Origin of the sequence: Castellaniella sp. (assembly GCF_041675725.1) — a bacterium.
Taxonomy (GTDB): domain Bacteria; phylum Pseudomonadota; class Gammaproteobacteria; order Burkholderiales; family Burkholderiaceae_B; genus Castellaniella.
Genome location: NZ_JBAYTI010000054.1, coordinates 1 through 17428, shown reverse-complemented (window position 1 = coordinate 17428; position 17428 = coordinate 1). Strand labels below are relative to the sequence as shown.

Annotated in this window: 16 protein-coding genes; 3 read left to right on the top strand and 13 right to left on the bottom strand. The window is 59.7% G+C overall.

Going from position 1 to position 17428, the window contains the following annotated elements; translation table 11 throughout:
- The coding region (locus tag WCZ84_RS10850; protein ID WP_372686292.1) for a transposase at positions 1-360 on the top strand (360 nt) is incomplete at its 5' end.
- A 215-nt stretch (positions 361-575) separates the two neighbouring features.
- Here the strand turns inward: WCZ84_RS10850 and WCZ84_RS10845 are convergent.
- The 9 genes from WCZ84_RS10845 to WCZ84_RS10805 all read right to left on the bottom strand — a co-directional run bounded on the left by WCZ84_RS10845 (position 576) and on the right by WCZ84_RS10805 (position 10162).
- Positions 576-1466, bottom strand: a complete 891-nt coding sequence (locus WCZ84_RS10845; protein WP_372686291.1) for a LysR family transcriptional regulator — start codon at positions 1464-1466, stop codon at positions 576-578.
- A gap of 261 nt (positions 1467-1727) precedes the next feature.
- Entirely contained in the window at positions 1728-3296 is a 1569-nt protein-coding gene (locus WCZ84_RS10840; RefSeq protein WP_372686290.1) for an acyl-CoA synthetase, read from the bottom strand.
- A gap of 3 nt (positions 3297-3299) precedes the next feature.
- Positions 3300-4316, bottom strand: coding sequence for an NAD(P)-dependent alcohol dehydrogenase (locus tag WCZ84_RS10835; protein ID WP_372686289.1), 1017 nt, complete (start codon positions 4314-4316; stop codon positions 3300-3302).
- A gap of 3 nt (positions 4317-4319) precedes the next feature.
- Positions 4320-5480, bottom strand: a complete 1161-nt coding sequence (locus WCZ84_RS10830) for an acyl-CoA dehydrogenase family protein (protein WP_372686288.1) — start codon at positions 5478-5480, stop codon at positions 4320-4322.
- Positions 5480-6439, bottom strand: a complete 960-nt coding sequence (locus WCZ84_RS10825) for a branched-chain amino acid ABC transporter permease (RefSeq protein ID WP_372686287.1) — start codon at positions 6437-6439, stop codon at positions 5480-5482. The genes WCZ84_RS10830 and WCZ84_RS10825 overlap by 1 nt, the downstream gene beginning before the upstream one ends.
- Positions 6439-7296 (bottom strand): branched-chain amino acid ABC transporter permease, encoded by an 858-nt coding sequence (locus WCZ84_RS10820; protein ID WP_372686286.1) that lies wholly within the window; start codon positions 7294-7296, stop codon positions 6439-6441. The genes WCZ84_RS10825 and WCZ84_RS10820 overlap by 1 nt, the downstream gene beginning before the upstream one ends.
- Before the next feature lie 118 nt (positions 7297-7414).
- Entirely contained in the window at positions 7415-8635 is a 1221-nt protein-coding gene (locus tag WCZ84_RS10815; RefSeq protein ID WP_372686285.1) for an ABC transporter substrate-binding protein, read from the bottom strand.
- Between the two features lie 59 nt (positions 8636-8694).
- Positions 8695-9396, bottom strand: a complete 702-nt coding sequence (locus WCZ84_RS10810) for an ABC transporter ATP-binding protein (protein ID WP_372686284.1) — start codon at positions 9394-9396, stop codon at positions 8695-8697.
- The gene (locus tag WCZ84_RS10805; protein ID WP_372686283.1) at positions 9389-10162 is read right to left on the bottom strand and encodes an ABC transporter ATP-binding protein; all 774 of its coding nucleotides are present in this window, start codon (positions 10160-10162) and stop codon (positions 9389-9391) included. Before WCZ84_RS10805 ends, WCZ84_RS10810 begins: the two co-directional genes overlap by 8 nt.
- A gap of 291 nt (positions 10163-10453) precedes the next feature.
- On the opposite strand from WCZ84_RS10805, the gene WCZ84_RS10800 reads away from it, so the two are divergent.
- Entirely contained in the window at positions 10454-10744 is a 291-nt protein-coding gene (locus tag WCZ84_RS10800; RefSeq protein ID WP_372686282.1) for a transposase, read from the top strand.
- 90 nt (positions 10745-10834) lie between these two features.
- On the opposite strand, the gene WCZ84_RS10795 is transcribed toward WCZ84_RS10800, so the two are convergent.
- Both WCZ84_RS10795 and WCZ84_RS10790 read right to left on the bottom strand, forming a co-directional pair.
- Complete coding sequence (locus WCZ84_RS10795; RefSeq protein WP_372686281.1) at positions 10835-12439, bottom strand: diguanylate cyclase; 1605 nt, start codon at positions 12437-12439, stop codon at positions 10835-10837.
- Complete coding sequence (locus WCZ84_RS10790) at positions 12436-14697, bottom strand: EAL domain-containing protein (RefSeq protein WP_372686280.1); 2262 nt, start codon at positions 14695-14697, stop codon at positions 12436-12438. Before WCZ84_RS10790 ends, WCZ84_RS10795 begins: the two co-directional genes overlap by 4 nt.
- Before the next feature lie 319 nt (positions 14698-15016).
- Between WCZ84_RS10790 and WCZ84_RS10785 the strand changes: the two genes are divergently transcribed.
- Complete coding sequence (locus WCZ84_RS10785; protein WP_372686279.1) at positions 15017-15715, top strand: aspartate/glutamate racemase family protein; 699 nt, start codon at positions 15017-15019, stop codon at positions 15713-15715.
- 46 nt (positions 15716-15761) lie between these two features.
- Here WCZ84_RS10785 and WCZ84_RS10780 read toward each other — a convergent pair whose 3' ends face one another.
- Positions 15762-17177: a 4Fe-4S binding protein gene (locus WCZ84_RS10780; protein WP_372686278.1), complete on the bottom strand. Its 1416-nt coding sequence runs from the start codon at positions 17175-17177 to the stop codon at positions 15762-15764.
- 57 nt (positions 17178-17234) lie between these two features.
- Positions 17235-17428, bottom strand: a 194-nt coding sequence (locus WCZ84_RS10775) for an iron transporter (protein ID WP_372686277.1), incomplete at its 5' end; no start/stop codon positions are given.

The following is a 17428-nucleotide window of genomic DNA, read 5'->3' as shown; positions in this document are numbered from 1 at the left end:
TATGCGGATCTGGGCTATCGGGGCGTGGATGCAGAGATCCCTGAGTACAGCCTCAAGCATCGTGGCAAATTCAAGCGTCTGACGCAAAAGGAGCAGCAGTTGCTCAAAAAGCGGCAAGCGATCGAACCGGTAATCGGGCATCTGAAAAGCGATCACGGCATGAATCGCTGTTATTTGAAAGGAAGAATCGGCGATGCGATTCACGCTGTGCTATGCGCGGCGGGGTTCAATATGAAGTGGTTGCTGCACATGATTGCCCGCAAGGGCATCCGCCCTCTTTTTGTGTCCTGTTTTTTAGCGTGGATTCAGACGCGAATTCAGGAAAATACCCGATGGGATGGGCTACTCCGACAGAATTAGTGGCCTCGGATCGCCGCAAATCCGGTCTGAAATCAGTCAAACGAATTCTTCATGGGCAACTCCGTAGTTGCCAAAATGTCGTTCACAAACTCATTTCAGCAGAAGGCTCGCCACCCGATCAACCCTCGCCCTGCATTCCCATCCTGTACACCACCTTTGACTATATCTCAGTCGAAATTGCGCTCCCCCAGCTACAGGCACTATTTTGTCGCGGATTAGCGTACATTTTCTGCACATTGCTTGAAAAACCAATCCAGAAATACCTGCGAGGCTCTGGAGGACGGCGCATCTTTCGGCACAATCAGATGATAGGCAAAGCTGGTATCGAAATCGCGGTCGAAGACATCCACCAACACCCCTCTTTTGAGTTCATCTGTGATCAGCCATTTAACGAAGAGCGACACACCCAGGCCGTTGATCGTCGAACTCAGCTGGAAATGACGGTCCTTCAGCATCATCTCGGGCTGCAGTTCGGGGAGCATCAGCCCGTTATTCTTGTACCACTCCTCCCACATCTCTTTGTCATCCACGTGAAGCAGCGCGCAGCGTGAAAGATCGTGCGGCGTATTAATGTGATGAGCAGCCAGGTACTGTGGACTGCACACCACTACCATCTTTTCCGGCCATAGCCTGGTTACCTCGAAGCCGTTCCAGTCACCACGCCCCCATTGAAAGCCGAGATCCGCGTAACGCTCTGGGTGCTCGAGTCCAGCATAGGTATTATTATGGGTCTGCACGGAGAGTTGCAGGTCTGGGTGATGTACCCAGAAATCACCGAGTCGTGCCGATAACCAGCGGCTGGCGAACATAGGCAAGAGCGCCACCCTCACGGACTCAGCTACTTTCCCAACGCTTTCGAGGCCCGATTGGATCAGAGCAAGACCACGTTCAGCATAAGAAGCAAGCAAAACCCCATGGTCGGTGAGCACCAGTCCGGAGGGTGTTCTATTGAAGAGCGAGACACCGAGCCCACTTTCTAATTTCTTGATGTGGTAGCTGATCGAGCTTTGGGTGGTGTGTAGAAGTTTTGCCGCGCGCGTCGCACTGCCGCAGTCCGCAGCCGCCAAAAAAGCTTGGATTGACTTAATATTCTTGAGTTTTTCCACCTGGAAAACCACACGCTCTAGCTATTTAGGTTATCTTGATGGTATCCAAATTTTCCCTGCATAACAACGCCAACCAAGGGCTGGGTGGGGTCGCCTTCGGTCACAATACTTGTTCGCTGAACTGACAGAAGAAATTGAACGCTTGGCCGACGGCATCCGTGAGTCCAAGACCTCGTGGATCGAGGTGTTGCACGACCTGAGGGCCCAGGGACTGGTCGACAGGCTGCTGCTGGCCACAGGCGACGAGCCGATTCATGGCCTTCACGGCTGGCGCACCTTTTCCGAGGCCGTCCGCCAATATTCATCTCGCAGGAACCGCTTATAGAGCTTGCCGGTCGCCTCGCGCGGCAATTTATCGCGGAAATCCACGCTGCGCGGGCATTTGATCGCCGACAGCCTGCTGCGACACAGCATGATCAACTTCTCAGAGAGATCGGCCGAAGGTGTCACGCCCGGCATGAGTTGCACGACCGCCTTGACTTCCTCGCCAAAATCCTCGTTTGGCACACCAATCACCGCCACATCTTCGACCGCAGGATGGGACAGCAGTACGTTCTCGGTTTCTTGCGGATAAATATTGACCCCGCCTGAGATAATGACAAACGACTTGCGGTCAGTCAGATAGAGATAGCCTTGGTCATCAAGCCGCCCGATATCGCCCAGTGTGGTCCAGCCCATGGCGTTGCGGCTATGTGCAGTCTTCTCGGGGTCGTTGTGATACTCGAATTGATGGCCGTTTTCGAAATATATCTCGCCTTCAGCACCCGCCGGCAGTTCCTCACCATTTTTGTCACAAATGTGCAGTACACCCAACTTCGCACGCCCGACCGAGCCTACGTGACACAGCCATTCTTGGGTATCCAGAGCCACAAAACCGTTGTTCTCGGTGCCCGCGTAATATTCGTGGATGATCGGGCCCCACCAGTCGATCATCTTATGCTTGACATCCACCGGGCAAGGCGCGGCAGCGTGCACCGCCATCCTCAGTGAAGACAGGTCGAATGCCTCGCGCTCCGCCCGTGGCAATTTTAGAATCCGGACAAACATGGTCGGCACCCATTGGCTGTGGGTAATCCGTTCTTGTTCGATGATTTCCAGCGCGTTGAGAGCGTCGAACTTGCTCATGATAAAAGCCGTGCCCCCCATTTTGATCGTCACCATAGAATGGCGCAGCGGCGCCGCATGATAAAGCGGCGCTGGAGACAGATATCGGGTATCCGAGGCATAACCGAACAAGCTCGTCAGCAGCTCAATCAGCATGGTGTTGGTGCCAACCGGTTCGCCGGTCAGCGGCCATTTGATGCCCTTGGGCCGGCCCGTCGTGCCCGAAGAATAGAGCATGTCCAGCCCCTGAACTTCATCGGAGATCGGCGTCGTTGGTTGATTGGCGGCGGCCGCGCACCAGTCATCGCATCCTGCGACTAACGCGCCGACGACAAAGATCCTGCGATGAGCCGGTAAGTCACTACGCAGTCCGACCAGAATTCCGGCAAACTTGTCGGACCCGATCACCACGCGAGCGCTACAGTCGTGGACGATGTAGCGGATCTCATCAAAGGTGAGATGGGTGCTGGCAGTCGTGTAATAGAGGCCGGCGCGGTCCGCGGCAAAGCAGATTTCAAAGAATTCGCGCCGGTTCTCCATCAGGATGACGATGTGATCACCGGCAACCAGCCCGGCCTGGCGCAGCACATGCGCGCCCTGATTGGCCCGGGCTTCTAATTGGCCGAAGCTCACGGTTTCCCCAGTCGTGCACATCTTGTAGGCAAGCTTGCTAGGCTGGCGCTCTGCATGATATCGGGTGTGAAAACGCCGGGTTTCATCCATCATGACTCAGAACTCGATCAACGTTTTTCCGAAATGACCGCCCGCGCGCAAATGGTCGAGTGCGGCCTTGAGATCCTCAAAAACAAAGCTTCGCCCCAGAACTGGACGAACTTCATGCTGTGCCATCGCGACCAACATTGCCTCGAACCCATCGCGATGACCGACGGTCACGCCCTGAAGCCGCACCTGGCGTGTCACGATCGGCCCAAGCGATGCATTCAGATTCAACCCCGACAGCACACCAATCACCGAAATCGTGCCACCTGGTCGAATGGCTCGCAACGACAGCGGAAGGGTCATCTCACCGCCCAGCTCGATGATGTTGTCATAGCCTCCACGATCTTCGGTGATGGGCCGACTGGCTCGCGCCCAGTCCTCGGTCTTGCAATAATTGATGGTGGCATCCGCGCCCATCGCCCGTACCTTGTCCAGCTTCTCTTCGCTGGATGAGATCACGGTGACATGCGCTCCGTGGATCTTGGCAAACACCAGGGCAAACAGAGCCACCGCGCCTGTCCCCTGGATCAGGATCCGATCCCCCGCACGGGTGCGATTGTGCGTTGAAATGGCGCTCCATGCGGTCAAGGCCGCGCACGGCAAGGTGGCCGCTTCGACATCGCTGAGATAATCTGGCACTCGAACCACACCCTCCTCGGACAGGCAGACTAAATCGGCCATGACCCCGTCCAGAGGCCCGCCAAGCGCCGAGGAAAAACGCTCGGGACTAGGGTCGCCGGACGTCCAATTTTGAAAATAAGTGGGGCAGACCCGGTCTCCAGCTTTGACGCGTGAGACGCCCTCGCCGATCTCGATCACTTCTCCAACTCCATCCGAGACCGGAATCAGTGGCAACTCGCCGGTGGCACGACCATAGCCCCTTAGCGGCACGATCAAGTCACGCGCATTCAGCGACGCCTTACTCATGGAGATCAATACTTCACCCCGCCCTGGCTTCGGTTCAGGCCGGTGTGTCAGTTTCAGGCTATCAAAGCCCCAGTCACCTTCGATCTGGAATACACGCATGGTTCACTGCCTATCTGATTGGGTTTTGCGCCTGGCCCGACCGTGAGTCAGGTGCGCGACGCGTTCGAGAAGCATTTCGGTGGATCCATCAACCAGCGCCGCTACCTGCGCAGCGGCCAGATGCCTGGCAAGAGGACGCTCCGGATTGAGTGCCTCGGCGCCCATCGCATGGAACAGGACCGCGAGCTGCCGTTGGGCGCTGTCCACTGCATAGATTTTGGCTTGTGCCGCCAGCAACTGGACATCACAACCCGCCACAATGCCCGCAACCGCTTCCGCAACCAGTGCCTGCGCCGCCGCCAGTTCCGTGTCACAGCGCGCCAGATCGAGGCGCCAAGCCTGGTGGTCGACAAGGGGCTGGCCAAACGTATGTCGCTCCAGTCCATAGTGACGGACGATCCCCAACCCAGCCCGCACCATGCCACAACACATCGCTGCCACATAAATCCGAGCGCCATTGATTTCTCCCAGGATCGACTTGAAGGCGAGACCCGGTTCCAGCAAGAGGCGCTCGGGCTCCACATGGCAATCTGTCAGGCGAAAGCCGCCGGTGCCTGCGCTGACCTGTGAAAAATCCGCATCGCGGGCAAACCGTTCTACCCCCTGGGCATTCAGATCAACGACAAAGGCGCCAATTCCATCACGACTACCAATCTCGCCGCATTGCGCATAAACGATGGCGACCGAGGCATGGCGCGCATTGACGATCCAGGTTTTTTCGCCATTCAGAACCCAGCCGTCCGCCACCCGCCTGGCAGACGTGCGAATCGCTGCAAAGTCCGACCCGGCACCGGCTTCGGTCAGCGCGGTGCAAGCACTGGCCTCACCGGCGAGCAGAGGTCGCAGCAACTGATCTTTTACCGAGGGACGGGCACAGCGCGCTAACTTGGCAGCCACGTTGTGGCTGTTGACCACCGACATCGCGAAACCGAAATCGGCCGCAGCCAGCAGTTCACAGGCTCGTGCCTTGGCGGCAAAGGACAGGCCCAAGCCTCCCTCGGCCACTGGCACCTCGATCCGCGTCAGGCCGTACTCGGCGGCCCGACCAAGTAGGTCCTTTCCAGGAACATCGCCGCAGACCCATCGCCCGGCAAGCGGCGCTACATCGTGATCGGCGAAGGCGTTGATACGGGCCAGCCAGGCCAGTTCGGACACAGTGGCCATCACGAACCGCCCCGGTCTGCAATCTTGCCCCAAGCCTGCGAAGCCAAGCCCACAATGCCGCGCGGCATGAAGATCGTGGCCAACACCAAGATCAGGCCGTAGATAATGAGCCGAAAACTATCGGCAAAACGCAGAACCTCGGGAAGCAAAACCAAGATGAACGCTCCGACCATAGGGCCAGCAATGGTGCCCGATCCGCCCACAATGACGGCCAGGATCGCATCCAATGATTGTGCTACACCGAAGATTTCCGGGTTTATGAAGCTTTGGTAGTGCGCATAGAGCGCGCCCGCAAGGCCCGCGAACATGGCGCTGACGATAAAGGAGAAAAGCTTGTACTTCCAGGTCGGAATGCCGACGGCACTGACCAAGTCCTCATTCTGCCGAATGGCAATCAGGATCTGCCCGACGCGTGAGCGCACGATCCGGGCAGCGACGATCACCATCAGGACCGCAACCAGCAACACGAAGTAGTAGTATGCGATCCGGTTCCGAAAATCGAACGGCCCGCTTCCACTGCCCGGTTTGGGAATGCCTGTCAGGCCCGCTTCGCCGTTGGTCAAATCTGTGAAATTCATCAGGACGATGAAGATCACCATGTTGAAGGCCAGGGTCACAATGGCAAAGTAATGGCCTTTGACCCGCAGGCTGGGATAGCCGGCTGCCAGCGCAAAGACAGCGGTGATGAAGGGGGCGAGCACAATGGTCAGCCAGACAGGCAGGTCGAAGTGCATTCCCATCAGCGCAGTGCTATAGGCTCCGATGCCCATGAACCCAGCCGATACGATCGAGACGTAGCCTGTGTAGCCTTGGATCAGATTCTGCCCCTGTGCCATAATCACCCAGACCAGGGCCAGAATACTGAGATGCACATAATATTTGACTGTGATGAACAGCGGCAGCGCGCACAACAAGGCCAACACCGCAGCATAGAAGACGTGCTTGGCTGAAATAGACATCAGGCTTTCCCCAACAGGCCCTGTGGGCGAACCAGAAGAACGATGATCATCACCACAAAGGCAATGACGTCCTTATAAGCGGACGAAATAAAACCCGCCGCCAGCGACTCGGTGACGCCGAGCACGATGCCACCGATGACCGCACCCGGGAACGAACCCAGGCCTCCGAGGATCAGCACCGCAAACCCCTTGATCACCAGCCCCTCGCCAATGCCTGGCGCAATCGCAAACAAGGATCCAACCATGACCCCGGCAGCTACGCCCAGTGCCGTGGACACCGCAAAGACCACCAGGGAAATCGTATTGACATTGACGCCCATAAGAATGGCGGCGTCGCGGTTCTCCGCCACTGCCCGGATCGCCTGGCCGGTTTTGGTCCGCTCAACGAATATCGCCATTGCCGCGACGAGGACCGCCGCTGAGAAGATGACATACAGCCGCAGTTCTGGGATCGTCACACCCACAATATCGTAAATATGACCCGCGTCAGTAGGAATCACGACCTGTTCGGCTCCGAAGAACTGCAGGTTGATTCCTTCGACCATCATCGTCAGACCCAAGGCGACGATGAAGGCATTGATTGGGTTAGCATCTCTGACAGGCCGGTAGGCTAGAAACTCGATGGCTGCCCCAAGCAGGAGGCCCACAATGACGGCAATCGCAACCGCACCGACCAAAGGCACGCCTAGCGACGCCACCAGAAGATACGTCAGGTATCCGCCAAACATGGACACTGATCCATGTGCAAAATGGGCAATGCCAAGAATGCCGAACACGGTGGTGAGGCCAAGAGCGATCAGGACATACACCCCCCCGATAGCGATCCCATTTACAATTTGTTGAAGGATTTCGATCATGTCACAGGCTCTCGTTTCGCACAGATCGACCATTCGGCAGTGACGACAGCCGATTCAGGTCTGGCGGATTTACGATGGTTAGGGCGGGCAACTCAGATGAGCAACCCGCGGCGTTCCATCAGTCGAGGGTACTCAGGAAGGCCGAATAAGCCGCCGCATCTGATGGCAGTTCTTCGACAAAAGTCCAATGACCATCCTGCCATTGGAACGCGCCGTTGGACGTATAGGCTTGTCCATTTCTATCGAACATCTTGCCGTCGACCGGGATATACTGCATGACCACCTCATCCGGCACTGGGATTTCGCGTAGTGCAGCTGCGACGGCCGCGGTATCTTCAACGGTCCCCGCGGCTTCCAGCGCATCTTTCAGCGCATAAGTCTGATCATAGGCATAAGGGGAGCTGGGTGAAGGCGCAATACCAAATTTCTCGGTAAAGTGTTGGTGGTAGTCAATGCCGTTTTGGGAGGCCGATTGCAGCGTCAGCTCGGTAGGACGCAGATCCCAGACACCCTCCATCTGTTCGGATGTGGCAACACGCAGAAACTGCTCTTCACTGCCACTGGTGAAACCGTAGCGTGGCACGTCAATCCCGAGCTCGACAGCCTGCCGGTAGATGAACGCCGCAGGCTCTACGTAGCCGACAACCAAGATGGCGTCCGGCTCCAAGCTGCGAATTTTGGTCAGTTGAGGCGTCATGTCACGGTCTTTCAGCGCAAAGAGCTCTTTGGTGATGATTTCACCGCCTGCTGATTTAAGCTCTTTCTCGAAGGCGTCGACATAGCTGGCGTAAAACCCGACCTCAAGCGCCCCCAGCACCGCGACGCGCTTATGCCCCTTGGCTGCGACGAAGCGCCCCGCTGCCGCCCCGGTGTAATCGGCTGGCGGACGGGTCCTCACCAGATTCGGAATTTCACGTGTGGTAATCGAGCGTTCCGCTGCATTACCCACCAACATCACCGCGTCCTCATTCTCGATGAAGGAGGCCACCGCCCCAGTAGCCCCAGAGCAGCAGAACCCCAGGATGTATTTCACACCGTCCCGATCCAGGAGTTTACGCACCGAATTCGAGGCCTCCGTCGGATTGGCCTTGTCGTCATAGGCGATGACATTCAGCATATAGGTGTCGTCTCCCACCTTGATCCCGCCGCTGGCGTTGATCTCTTCGGCAGCCAATTCGACCGACTGCGCCTGCGGCAGGCCATAGACGGCCGCACCGCCAGTCAGTGCATCACTGACACCGATATCCAAGGTTTTCTCGCTGGCCTGGACCGCCACGCTCGACAGGGCAAGACCCAGTGTGGCAATGACGGTAGTCGCTGCAAACTTTGCAATCCTCATTTATGTCTCCTGTATCAGAAATAGAATTCGGCGCCTGACGTCCCCGACGGCGCCAGCCATCAATGGCCCAGATAAGCCTTGGCCACTTCGGGATTCGACTGCAGTTCCTCGCCTGTCCCTTCCAACACGATCTCGCCCGCGTCGAAAAGATAAGCTCGGTCAGCGAGACGCAGGGCCATCAACGAGTTCTGCTCGACCAACAGGATGGTCTTGCCCATCTTTTTGATGCGACCAATAATCTCGCCCACCTCAGCCACGATTTTCGGAGCAAGGCCTAGCGAAGGCTCGTCAAAAATGCATAATTTGGGACGCGCCATCAGCGCCCGACCGATAGCCAGCATTTCCATCTCGCCACCCGATAGGGTTCCCGCTGCCTGAGTGGCTCGCTGGCGGAGGATTGGAAACATGTCCATCATCTCCTCGATATCTTGCGCCTGTTCGGAGTCCCTGCGGGCATAGGCCCCCATGCGCAGATTCTTCAGCACGTTCATCTGGGGAAAGACCTGCCGCCCTTCGGGACACATGGTGATGCCGGCGCGAACAATAGAATGACCACTTTGGTTCGTGATGTCCTTGCCATTGAATCGGATCGTCCCGCTCTTGGCCCAAATCAGACCACAGATCGCCTTCAGCGTTGAGGATTTACCTGCTCCATTCGCCCCGATCAACGCAACGCATTCACCTTCCTTAACGTCTAGGTCGATGCCATGAACGACATCGATGGCGCCATACCCAACCCGTAAACCACGTATTTCAAGCATCGGACACCTCCCCGAGATATGCGTCGATCACCGCGGGATTGCTGCGGATTTCGGCAGGCGTACCGTCGGCGATCTTGGAGCCGAAGTTCAGTACCACGATGCGATCACAAACATCCATGATGAGCGCCATGTGATGCTCGATCACCAACACGGCAATGCCTCGCGCGCGGATTGCCTTAATCAAATCGCTCAGTGTCTTGCGTTCGTGTGATACCAATCCAGCTGCGGGTTCATCGAGCAACACGATTTTTGGCTCAGATGCCAGTGCCGTAGCAACCATCAGGAAACGCTGCTGAGCCGAAGAAATTGTTCCCACGAGATCATCGGCCACATCGAGCAATCCTGTGATCTCAAGTAGATCATGCATCCGTGCCTCAATCGCTTCAGACTCGCCCTGGCGATACTCTGCACCAAACACTGACGAAAGCGGCGACGATTTCAACGTCGCTTCACATCCCAACGCTATTTGCTGGCGCACTGTGAATTCTGGAAAGACATTTGCAGTCTGGAAAGTTCGCGCAAGACCAAGCTCAACTCTCTCGCATTCTGGTAAATGCTGAATGCTCGTGCCAGTCAGAACAATTTCCCCGGACGTCACAGGAAAGGTCCCAGCCAGTGAATTGACCGTGGTCGACTTGCCCGACCCATTTGGGCCAATCAACCCCATCACCTCGCTCGATTCCACCTCGAACGAAAGATCCCTGATCGCATGGACCCCACTGAAGGATTTGCAAAGCCCTTCTACACGTAATACTACTTCCGTCATAAGCAACCTCCCCGCACCCAAACGGAAACTTTGAACAATGGTAGCGTAGGGAAGTTGAAGTGGGTAATTCAAAAATGTCAGCTTAGGAATCGAAATTTTCGATTCCTCAGTGTACGTCGTGCACAGGTTATGCACGCCAGGTGTTCGAGCACCCGATGCGCGGGCCAACCTTGATAGAGTCCGAGGAAGTGGTGTAAATCCAGATGGTGGGCTGCAGGTAGCAGCGAGCCATCGCCGATCTCCAGTAAGGTTGAGTCTACGAAGTCCAACCGTTACGACAAGGAGATGACGATGGCCGAGGACATCTCCAAGAGCCGGGTCTCGCTGCTGTGCCATGGGATTCATGAGCTGGTCGAGTCCTTTCTGAATCGTCCCATCGAGGGCGAGTGGCCTTACCTGCGACTCGATGCGGCGTATCTGAAGACGCGCCGTGGCGGGTGCGTAGTTTCTGTGGCTACGATAATCGTCTGCGGGATGAATCAGGACGGGCGTCGCGAGATTCTGAACGTGGGCATCGGCGAGTCCGATGTCCGCGAGTTCTGGGTGGAATTCCTGCCAATCTACGGATTTACACCACCTTGACGGACGCTATCATCCGTACTCGTCAGTTCTATTCATTACTCAAACATTCGGAAGCAAAGTTCGAAATTAGAGATAGACCGCACCACCAAATCAAACGCCCGCCGCGTCGGGGCCCACCCGAGGGTCAGCCATTTCGACCCGGTTGCGGCCGGCGCGTTTGGCCCGGTACAAGGCCTGATCCGCTGTCTCGATGGCCGCCGGCACGCTCGAACCGGGTTGCCAGTCTGCCACGCCGGCAGACACGGTGAGCCGCAGGCCATCGGGCAGCAGCGGTTGCCCGGCCAGGTGGGCTTTCAGGCGCTCGGCCAGCTGCGCCGCACGATGGACATCCGCATCGGGCAGCAATACCAGAAACTCTTCGCCCCCTACCCGAAACACCGTGTCGTCCATACGCACCACGTGTCCGATGAGCTTTGCGAACGCGCACAGCACCTGGTCTCCAACCGCGTGGCCATAGGCATCGTTGACGGTCTTGAAATGATCGATGTCGAACGCGATGATGGCAAACGGCTGATCCTCTCCCACCAGTTTTTCGAGCATCAGATCCAGGCCCCTGCGGTTGCCCAGACCCGTCAACGGGTCGGCATGGGCCGCCTCGCGCAGTTCGGTGATTGTCCGCCGGGTGCGCCCGATACCCGCCAGCAAGGCCTTCTGCAGCAGACGGGCCTCAAAATACCAGCAGCGTACCTGGGCGATCTGCTCAGCCACGCCATCGCTGGTTCCTCCTTGCACCAGTTGCGCCAGCTGCCCGATCGGGCGCACGATCCAGCGCGCCGACCACCACGCCAGCAGCATCAGCAGCACGATGGGCGTCAGCACGTCCAGCAAGACGTCCAGCAGGCGACGATTCAGGCCCTGCAAGACCGAGTTTTCGGGGCGCTGCACAAGCACCAGCCACCCCGCTTCGGGTACGGAGGCATAGCCAGCAAGGCGCTTGAAGCCCTGCCGATCTTGATAGGCCAACTGGCCCGACTGTTGGGCTTGACGGGCCTGCACGATAGCGGGCTCGCCCAGGCCACTGTGGCCGATACGCCCGAGATGCGAGTCATACAGCACGCGACCGACAGGGTCGACAACCAGCCACTGCGTGTCATCCTTGAACTGGACGTGGCCAAACAGCCGCCGCAGGCCGCTCTCGTCTTCCAGGTACATGATGGCAGAAAGATAGCCGGCATCCAGCCCCTGGGATCCCGTCAGGGGCTGAACCAGCATGATGGCCAGCTTGCCGCCCGCCGTGAGAAAGGCCGGGCTGACGCCCGCCTGGCGCTGGCCCAGCAAGCGATCCACGCCTGGGGCTTCCAGGTGCCCTTCGGGGCGTGCGGCTGAATCCTCTATGGCGACCGCGAGCAGCCTGCCTTGGGCGTCGTGCACGGCCGTGACCGAAAAGCCCAGCCCCAGTTTCAGCAGCCGGGCCACTTCGGAATCGAGCACGAAGCGGTTCATGCCGCTGCTCACCATGCGTTCAGCCACGGCCGCCAAGTCACCCTGGGCGCGCTGCAGCCGTTCGGACGCCAACTGTGCAATCTTGACGGCCAAGGACTCGTTGGCGGCCAGCGCCGCTTCGATCAGCAGGTCATGCTGGGCATTGCGGGTGCCCACCAGGCCCACCAGATGCGTCAGGAGGATGGCCAACATCACCAAGAGCATGAGCCAATGGCTCAATCGGAGGCGCATCTGCAAAAAAACGCGTTTCATGGCACCGGCCCGCATACGGCTTCGTGCTGTTGCGCTATCCAGGCCGCCAGCGGCATCGGGCGCGCACACCAATATCCCTGCAAGGCGTCGCAGCCATGCTGGAGCAGGTAACCGGCCTGTGCTTCGGTTTCGACGCCTTCCGCCACCACCCGCAGGCCCAACTGCCCGGCCATGCCCAGGATCATGTGAACGATCGCCCGGCTGTCCCGGTCCGTCGGCAGCCCCGCAATCTGGCTGCGATCGATCTTCAGTTCGTGGATTGCCAGGCGGCGCAGATAGGTCAGATTGGTGTATCCCGCGCCGAAATCATCCAACGAGAAGCGGATGCCCAGGCAGCTGAGCTCGAAAATCTTATGCGCCGCCAGGTCCAGGTCGTCGAGCCAGGCCTCTTCGGTGATTTCGAAGATGAGCCGATGCGCGGATGCATCGGTCTCGCGGATCACGGTCCGTACCGAATCGACAAAATCGGCACGCAGCAGACAATGCGGGCTGATGTTCACCGACAATGTCATGTCGCCCCGCAACGTCGCCAGCGCCTCGCAGGCGACCTGCAGCGTCCAGAGCGTGAACGGCTGCAGCAACCCGATGCCGACCAGCATAGGAATGAATTGCCCGGGTGGCACGGGGCCCCGGGTCGGGTGATCCCAACGGGCCAGCAGCTCTGCGCCGCTGACGCGGTTATGCACGTCGAATTGGGGCTGGATATACATGGCCAGTTCGGTGCGTTGCACAGCCAGGGCCAGATCACGCTCCAGCGCGGTGCGATCGGCAATCTCGGCCTGCAGCGCCTGGTTGAACGGTACGATGCGGTCGCCCCCGCCCGCCTCGGCGGCACGCACGGCCATACCGGCCTCCCGCAGCACTTGCCTGACGTCGGTGCTGCACGCATGAATCATGGTGAACCCGACGCTCAGGCGCAACGCAATTTGCTCGCCACCCACCTCGATGGGCTCCTCGGTCAGCTGCCGATACAAGGCATGCGCCACCCGGAATGCGTGGCGTCGGGCCTCTTCGACCCTGGGACCCAACATGGTCAGCAAGACGGTGAATTCATCGCCCGCAGTGCGCGATACCGTGTCGCGTGGCCGCGTCCCCACCAGCAGCCGCCGGCTGATTTCACGCAATATGGCGTCCGCGACGTCCTGGCCGTACGTGTCGTTGATCTTGCCAAAGCCGAATATATCGAATACCAGGATCGCGGCGTGCGCCTCGCCGTTGGCTGCGAGCGCGACGGTCTGCTCGATCCGGCCCAGCAGAACCTGACGCTGTGGCAGCTCGGTCAGGGCATCGTGGAAAGTATTCAGCCGGACCGATTCCCCGGGCGAAGCGTGATTTTGCAGGGCCTCGCGCGCCGTTTCGGGCGTGGCCGGGTGGGCTGCGCCAATGCGATTCAATGCCCGCCCACGGCGCCAGTACAAAAGCAACAAACCCACCAGCGCCAGCAGTACCCCAGCCAGTGTCAGTTCCAAAACCCAGTACGCTGGCGCATTCGAGTCCGCCTCCTGCCTGACCGGATCGTGCCAGTGTGACAAGAGCCGGAAGTAGGGCGACTGTGGATTGGCCTGCCAGGCCGAGAGATAATCGTCGATGTGCGCCAATACGTCCGGGTGCCGCCCCTTGGGGGCCGCATAACGGATCTGCACGGGCAGGATCGAGACACTGGAGGCCTGGAGCCCGTACGCGGGCGCTGTCAGCGCCCCGAAATACGTATTGGCAAATACGGCATCCGCGTGCCCGGACTGCACCATGGCAAAACCGGCCTGCAGTTCGGCGACGGGCACCAGTTCGACGTCCAGTTCCATCTGCCTTAGTAGCCGGTCCAGATACTGTGACTGAATAGCGCCATCGAGCACCGCCACGCGCTTGCCCGTCAGCCCGGCCAGCGTATCCAACTGTACGCCTTCTGGCACGAACACCTGCATCCAGCGTTCGTAGGCCGTCACGTGGTTGAAATCCAGCACCTTCGACCGCTCGGGACTGTAGACGACATTTGGCAGAAGATCGAGTTCGCCCGCGAGCAGAGCCTGCAGGCAGTTGCGCCACTCGCAGCGGTGCGGCTGCAGTGTCCAGCCTTCATGATCGGCCATCTCCTGCAACAGTTCGCCCAACAGGCCGCTGAGGCGGCCGTCTGGAGACAGCATCAGGTCAGGGGGCGAACCAAACACACCCACCCGCAATGCAACGCCTTGCGCAGCGGCAGGACCCACCGCGGACCAGGCGACCACCAGCACGACCAGCAGACCCCGCGCGGACCGCAACAGGCGTCCAACCGCACCAGCAAAGCCACGCGCGCCTACACCCACACCCCGCCCCCATCAAATCCCGGCCGCTAGCGACGCCTCGACACAAGGCGCTGGACCAAACCGAAAAGTTTAGGAACCTTACTTTCCAACCGTCAACCGAACCCCCCCGCCTTACGCGAGCATCGTTGACCTATGTCAAACGCCCGTTCCCAATCATGGCGCAAGTAGTACGCTATCATGGTGGGCGCCGCGCCCCTGTTGCGCGCCCATCACGAAGACAACCCGGCTGCGGGCCCGCCAACAGGGCCAGCCTGTCATATACACGGACCACACCATGAAGACGATCGGCCTGCTGGGCGGAATGAGCTGGGAATCCACCGTACCGTATTACCGCGCGATCAACGAGGCCGTAAAGGCCCGCCTGGGGGGCCTGCACTCGGCCCGGCTCGTACTCTACAGCGTTGATTTCGCCGACATCGAGGCCCTGCAGCACCAGGGGGATTGGGCGGGCGCGGGCCAGGCGCTGGCCGATGCCGCCCGCGCACTGGAACGGGCCGGTGCCGATCTGCTGGTCTTGTGCACCAATACCATGCACAAGGTCGCGCCCGCCATCGAAGCGGCCACCCCCCTGCCACTGCTGCATATCGCCGACCCCACCGCCCAGGCCATCCACAAGGCCGGCCTGAACCGGGTGGGCCTGCTGGGCACGGCTTTCACCATGGAGCAGGCGTTCTACCGCGAGCGGCTGGCCCGCCGGCACGGAATCGAGGTCCTGGTGCCCGGGCCGGCCGACCGCGCCGTCGTGCATCGCGTCATCTACGACGAGCTGTGTCTGGGTCGCACGTGCGACGCATCCCGCGAGGCCTATCGGCGCATCATGCAAGGCCTGGTCGACCAGGGCGCGCAGGGCATCATCCTGGGGTGCACAGAAATTTCCCTGCTGGTGGGCGCCGCCGATGCCAGTGTGCCCTTGTTCGACACCACCGGGCTGCACGCCCTGGCTGCGGCCGACGCCGCCCTGGCCGGGCGCTGACCCGGTGCGCGACAAGCCCCGCCGTTCAGGGCGGGGACGATGGCGCTCAACGCACGAACAACAGCACCCACACCCAGGCGAAGGGCGCGAGCGACAAGGCCACAGCCGCCACGGCAGATACGCGCCGCCAAAAACCGGGCGTACGCAGACCAGCCAACCGCCACTGGAAGCGCAGGCTCCAGAGCAGGGCCAGGGACAGCAGTGAAAAACGGGCTGGATTGGCCCATCCGGTGGCTACGCCTTCATGCTGCAACAGGCTCAGGGTGGTCGCCGACAAGCCCAGAAAAACACCGATACCCGCGGCCGGTATCAGGCCTTGCGCCAACATGTGCACACCAGCCAGCGGGCTGCGCAGCAAAACACCCGAGGCAGCGCGCACGCCGGGCCGTTCCAGCGCCGGCAGGTTGCGGTCCGCCAACCACAGCCCGGCCAACACACTGCCTGCCACCACGGCCGCCGTGGCAAAAATGAACAGTAGAATGACCACGCCATCGAGCCAACTGAAGCTGTCATTGACCTGGGGATAATGCGTCAGGATGAACCACGGCGCCGTATCGGCCAGCGGCCAATATATGTCGGCCTGTACCAGCCAGGCGGCCAGCGCCTGCTTGAGAGACACATACCAGGGGCTGGCGCTCCACAGAAACGCGCCGGGTGCCAACCCCATCAGGCCGAACACGATCAGCCCGGTCTGCCAGGCATTGCCGCCCGACACATGGACGATCTCGGCTTCGGGTGAACGGGGCGACAGCGTGATGGCGCCCCGGTAATCGCTGCAGCGCCCGCACATGTGGCATTCGGCCGCGCCCTGCATGGTACGCAGGGGCAACAGCGGTGCGCAATTGATGGATGCCGTGCGCCGCACGGGCGCGCGCCAAGCGTCGGCGTCGACCCGGTAATACCAGGGCGAGAGCTTGGCCAGCAGATTGAACACCCCGCTGACCGGGCACAAGTACTTGCACCAGACGCGCTTATCCTTTCCGTACAGCCAGCCCACCCCCATGGCGGCCAGCGTCGATCCGCCAAGAATCGCCGCCACGGCCCACGGGTATTGATACACACTGATCAACTGCCCGTAGATCGTGGTCAAGCTGAATGCCACCAAAGGCCACCCGCCCCAGCGCATCCAGCGCGGAATGGCCCGGCCGCGCCCATGCCGGCTGGCCCACTCCGTGAGCGTGCCTTCCGGGCAGAACAGCCCGCACCAGGCGCGGCCGAACAACGGGATGGATATCAGCACGAATGGCCACCAGAGCCCCCAGAAGGCAAACTGGGCAAAAACGGTGAAATGGTTGAATATGGAAGCCGTGCGATCCGGCAGCGGTAAGAATACGGGCACCAGCAGCAGTACCAGATACAGCCCGACGATCGACCACTGCAGGCGCCGGATGCCCCGTTGATGGTCACGCAGAAAATCGCCCGCACGGGCCACGCGCGCGCGAAAACCAGGCGTGACCGTCATGACACCTTATACCTTATTTGAAATAATTTGATACTGAATGATGCTGAATGTCAGGGATCAGTAGCCGCCCTTCTTGCCGGTCCCGGCGAATACGAAATCACGCTGCACCTCGAAGGTCTCGAACCACGGCGCCACCCCGGTCTCTTTGTCGACGTGGCGGCCAAATAGATGGTTTGCCGCCGTCGCCGGTGAACCGATTACCAGCGTGAGCTGATATTTGCCGGGCCCCTCGAGTTTGACGTTGTCGCCGT

Excerpts from the sequence above, each read along its gene's own strand:
- WCZ84_RS10805 (WP_372686283.1), bottom strand. The coding sequence starts at position 10,162 with ATGACGGAAGTAGTATTACGTGTAGAAGGGCTTTGCAAATCCTTCAGT.
- WCZ84_RS10810 (WP_372686284.1), bottom strand. The coding sequence starts at position 9,396 with ATGCTTGAAATACGTGGTTTACGGGTTGGGTATGGCGCCATCGATGTC.
- WCZ84_RS10830 (WP_372686288.1), bottom strand. The coding sequence starts at position 5,480 with ATGGCCACTGTGTCCGAACTGGCCTGGCTGGCCCGTATCAACGCCTTC.
- WCZ84_RS10815 (WP_372686285.1), bottom strand. The coding sequence starts at position 8,635 with ATGAGGATTGCAAAGTTTGCAGCGACTACCGTCATTGCCACACTGGGT.
- WCZ84_RS10840 (WP_372686290.1), bottom strand. The coding sequence starts at position 3,296 with ATGATGGATGAAACCCGGCGTTTTCACACCCGATATCATGCAGAGCGC.
- WCZ84_RS10820 (WP_372686286.1), bottom strand. The coding sequence starts at position 7,296 with ATGATCGAAATCCTTCAACAAATTGTAAATGGGATCGCTATCGGGGGG.
- WCZ84_RS10825 (WP_372686287.1), bottom strand. The coding sequence starts at position 6,439 with ATGTCTATTTCAGCCAAGCACGTCTTCTATGCTGCGGTGTTGGCCTTG.
- WCZ84_RS10795 (WP_372686281.1), bottom strand. The coding sequence starts at position 12,439 with ATGAAACGCGTTTTTTTGCAGATGCGCCTCCGATTGAGCCATTGGCTC.
- WCZ84_RS10835 (WP_372686289.1), bottom strand. The coding sequence starts at position 4,316 with ATGCGTGTATTCCAGATCGAAGGTGACTGGGGCTTTGATAGCCTGAAA.
- WCZ84_RS10780 (WP_372686278.1), bottom strand. The coding sequence starts at position 17,177 with ATGACGGTCACGCCTGGTTTTCGCGCGCGCGTGGCCCGTGCGGGCGAT.
- WCZ84_RS10800 (WP_372686282.1), top strand. The coding sequence starts at position 10,454 with ATGGCCGAGGACATCTCCAAGAGCCGGGTCTCGCTGCTGTGCCATGGG.
- WCZ84_RS10785 (WP_372686279.1), top strand. The coding sequence starts at position 15,017 with ATGAAGACGATCGGCCTGCTGGGCGGAATGAGCTGGGAATCCACCGTA.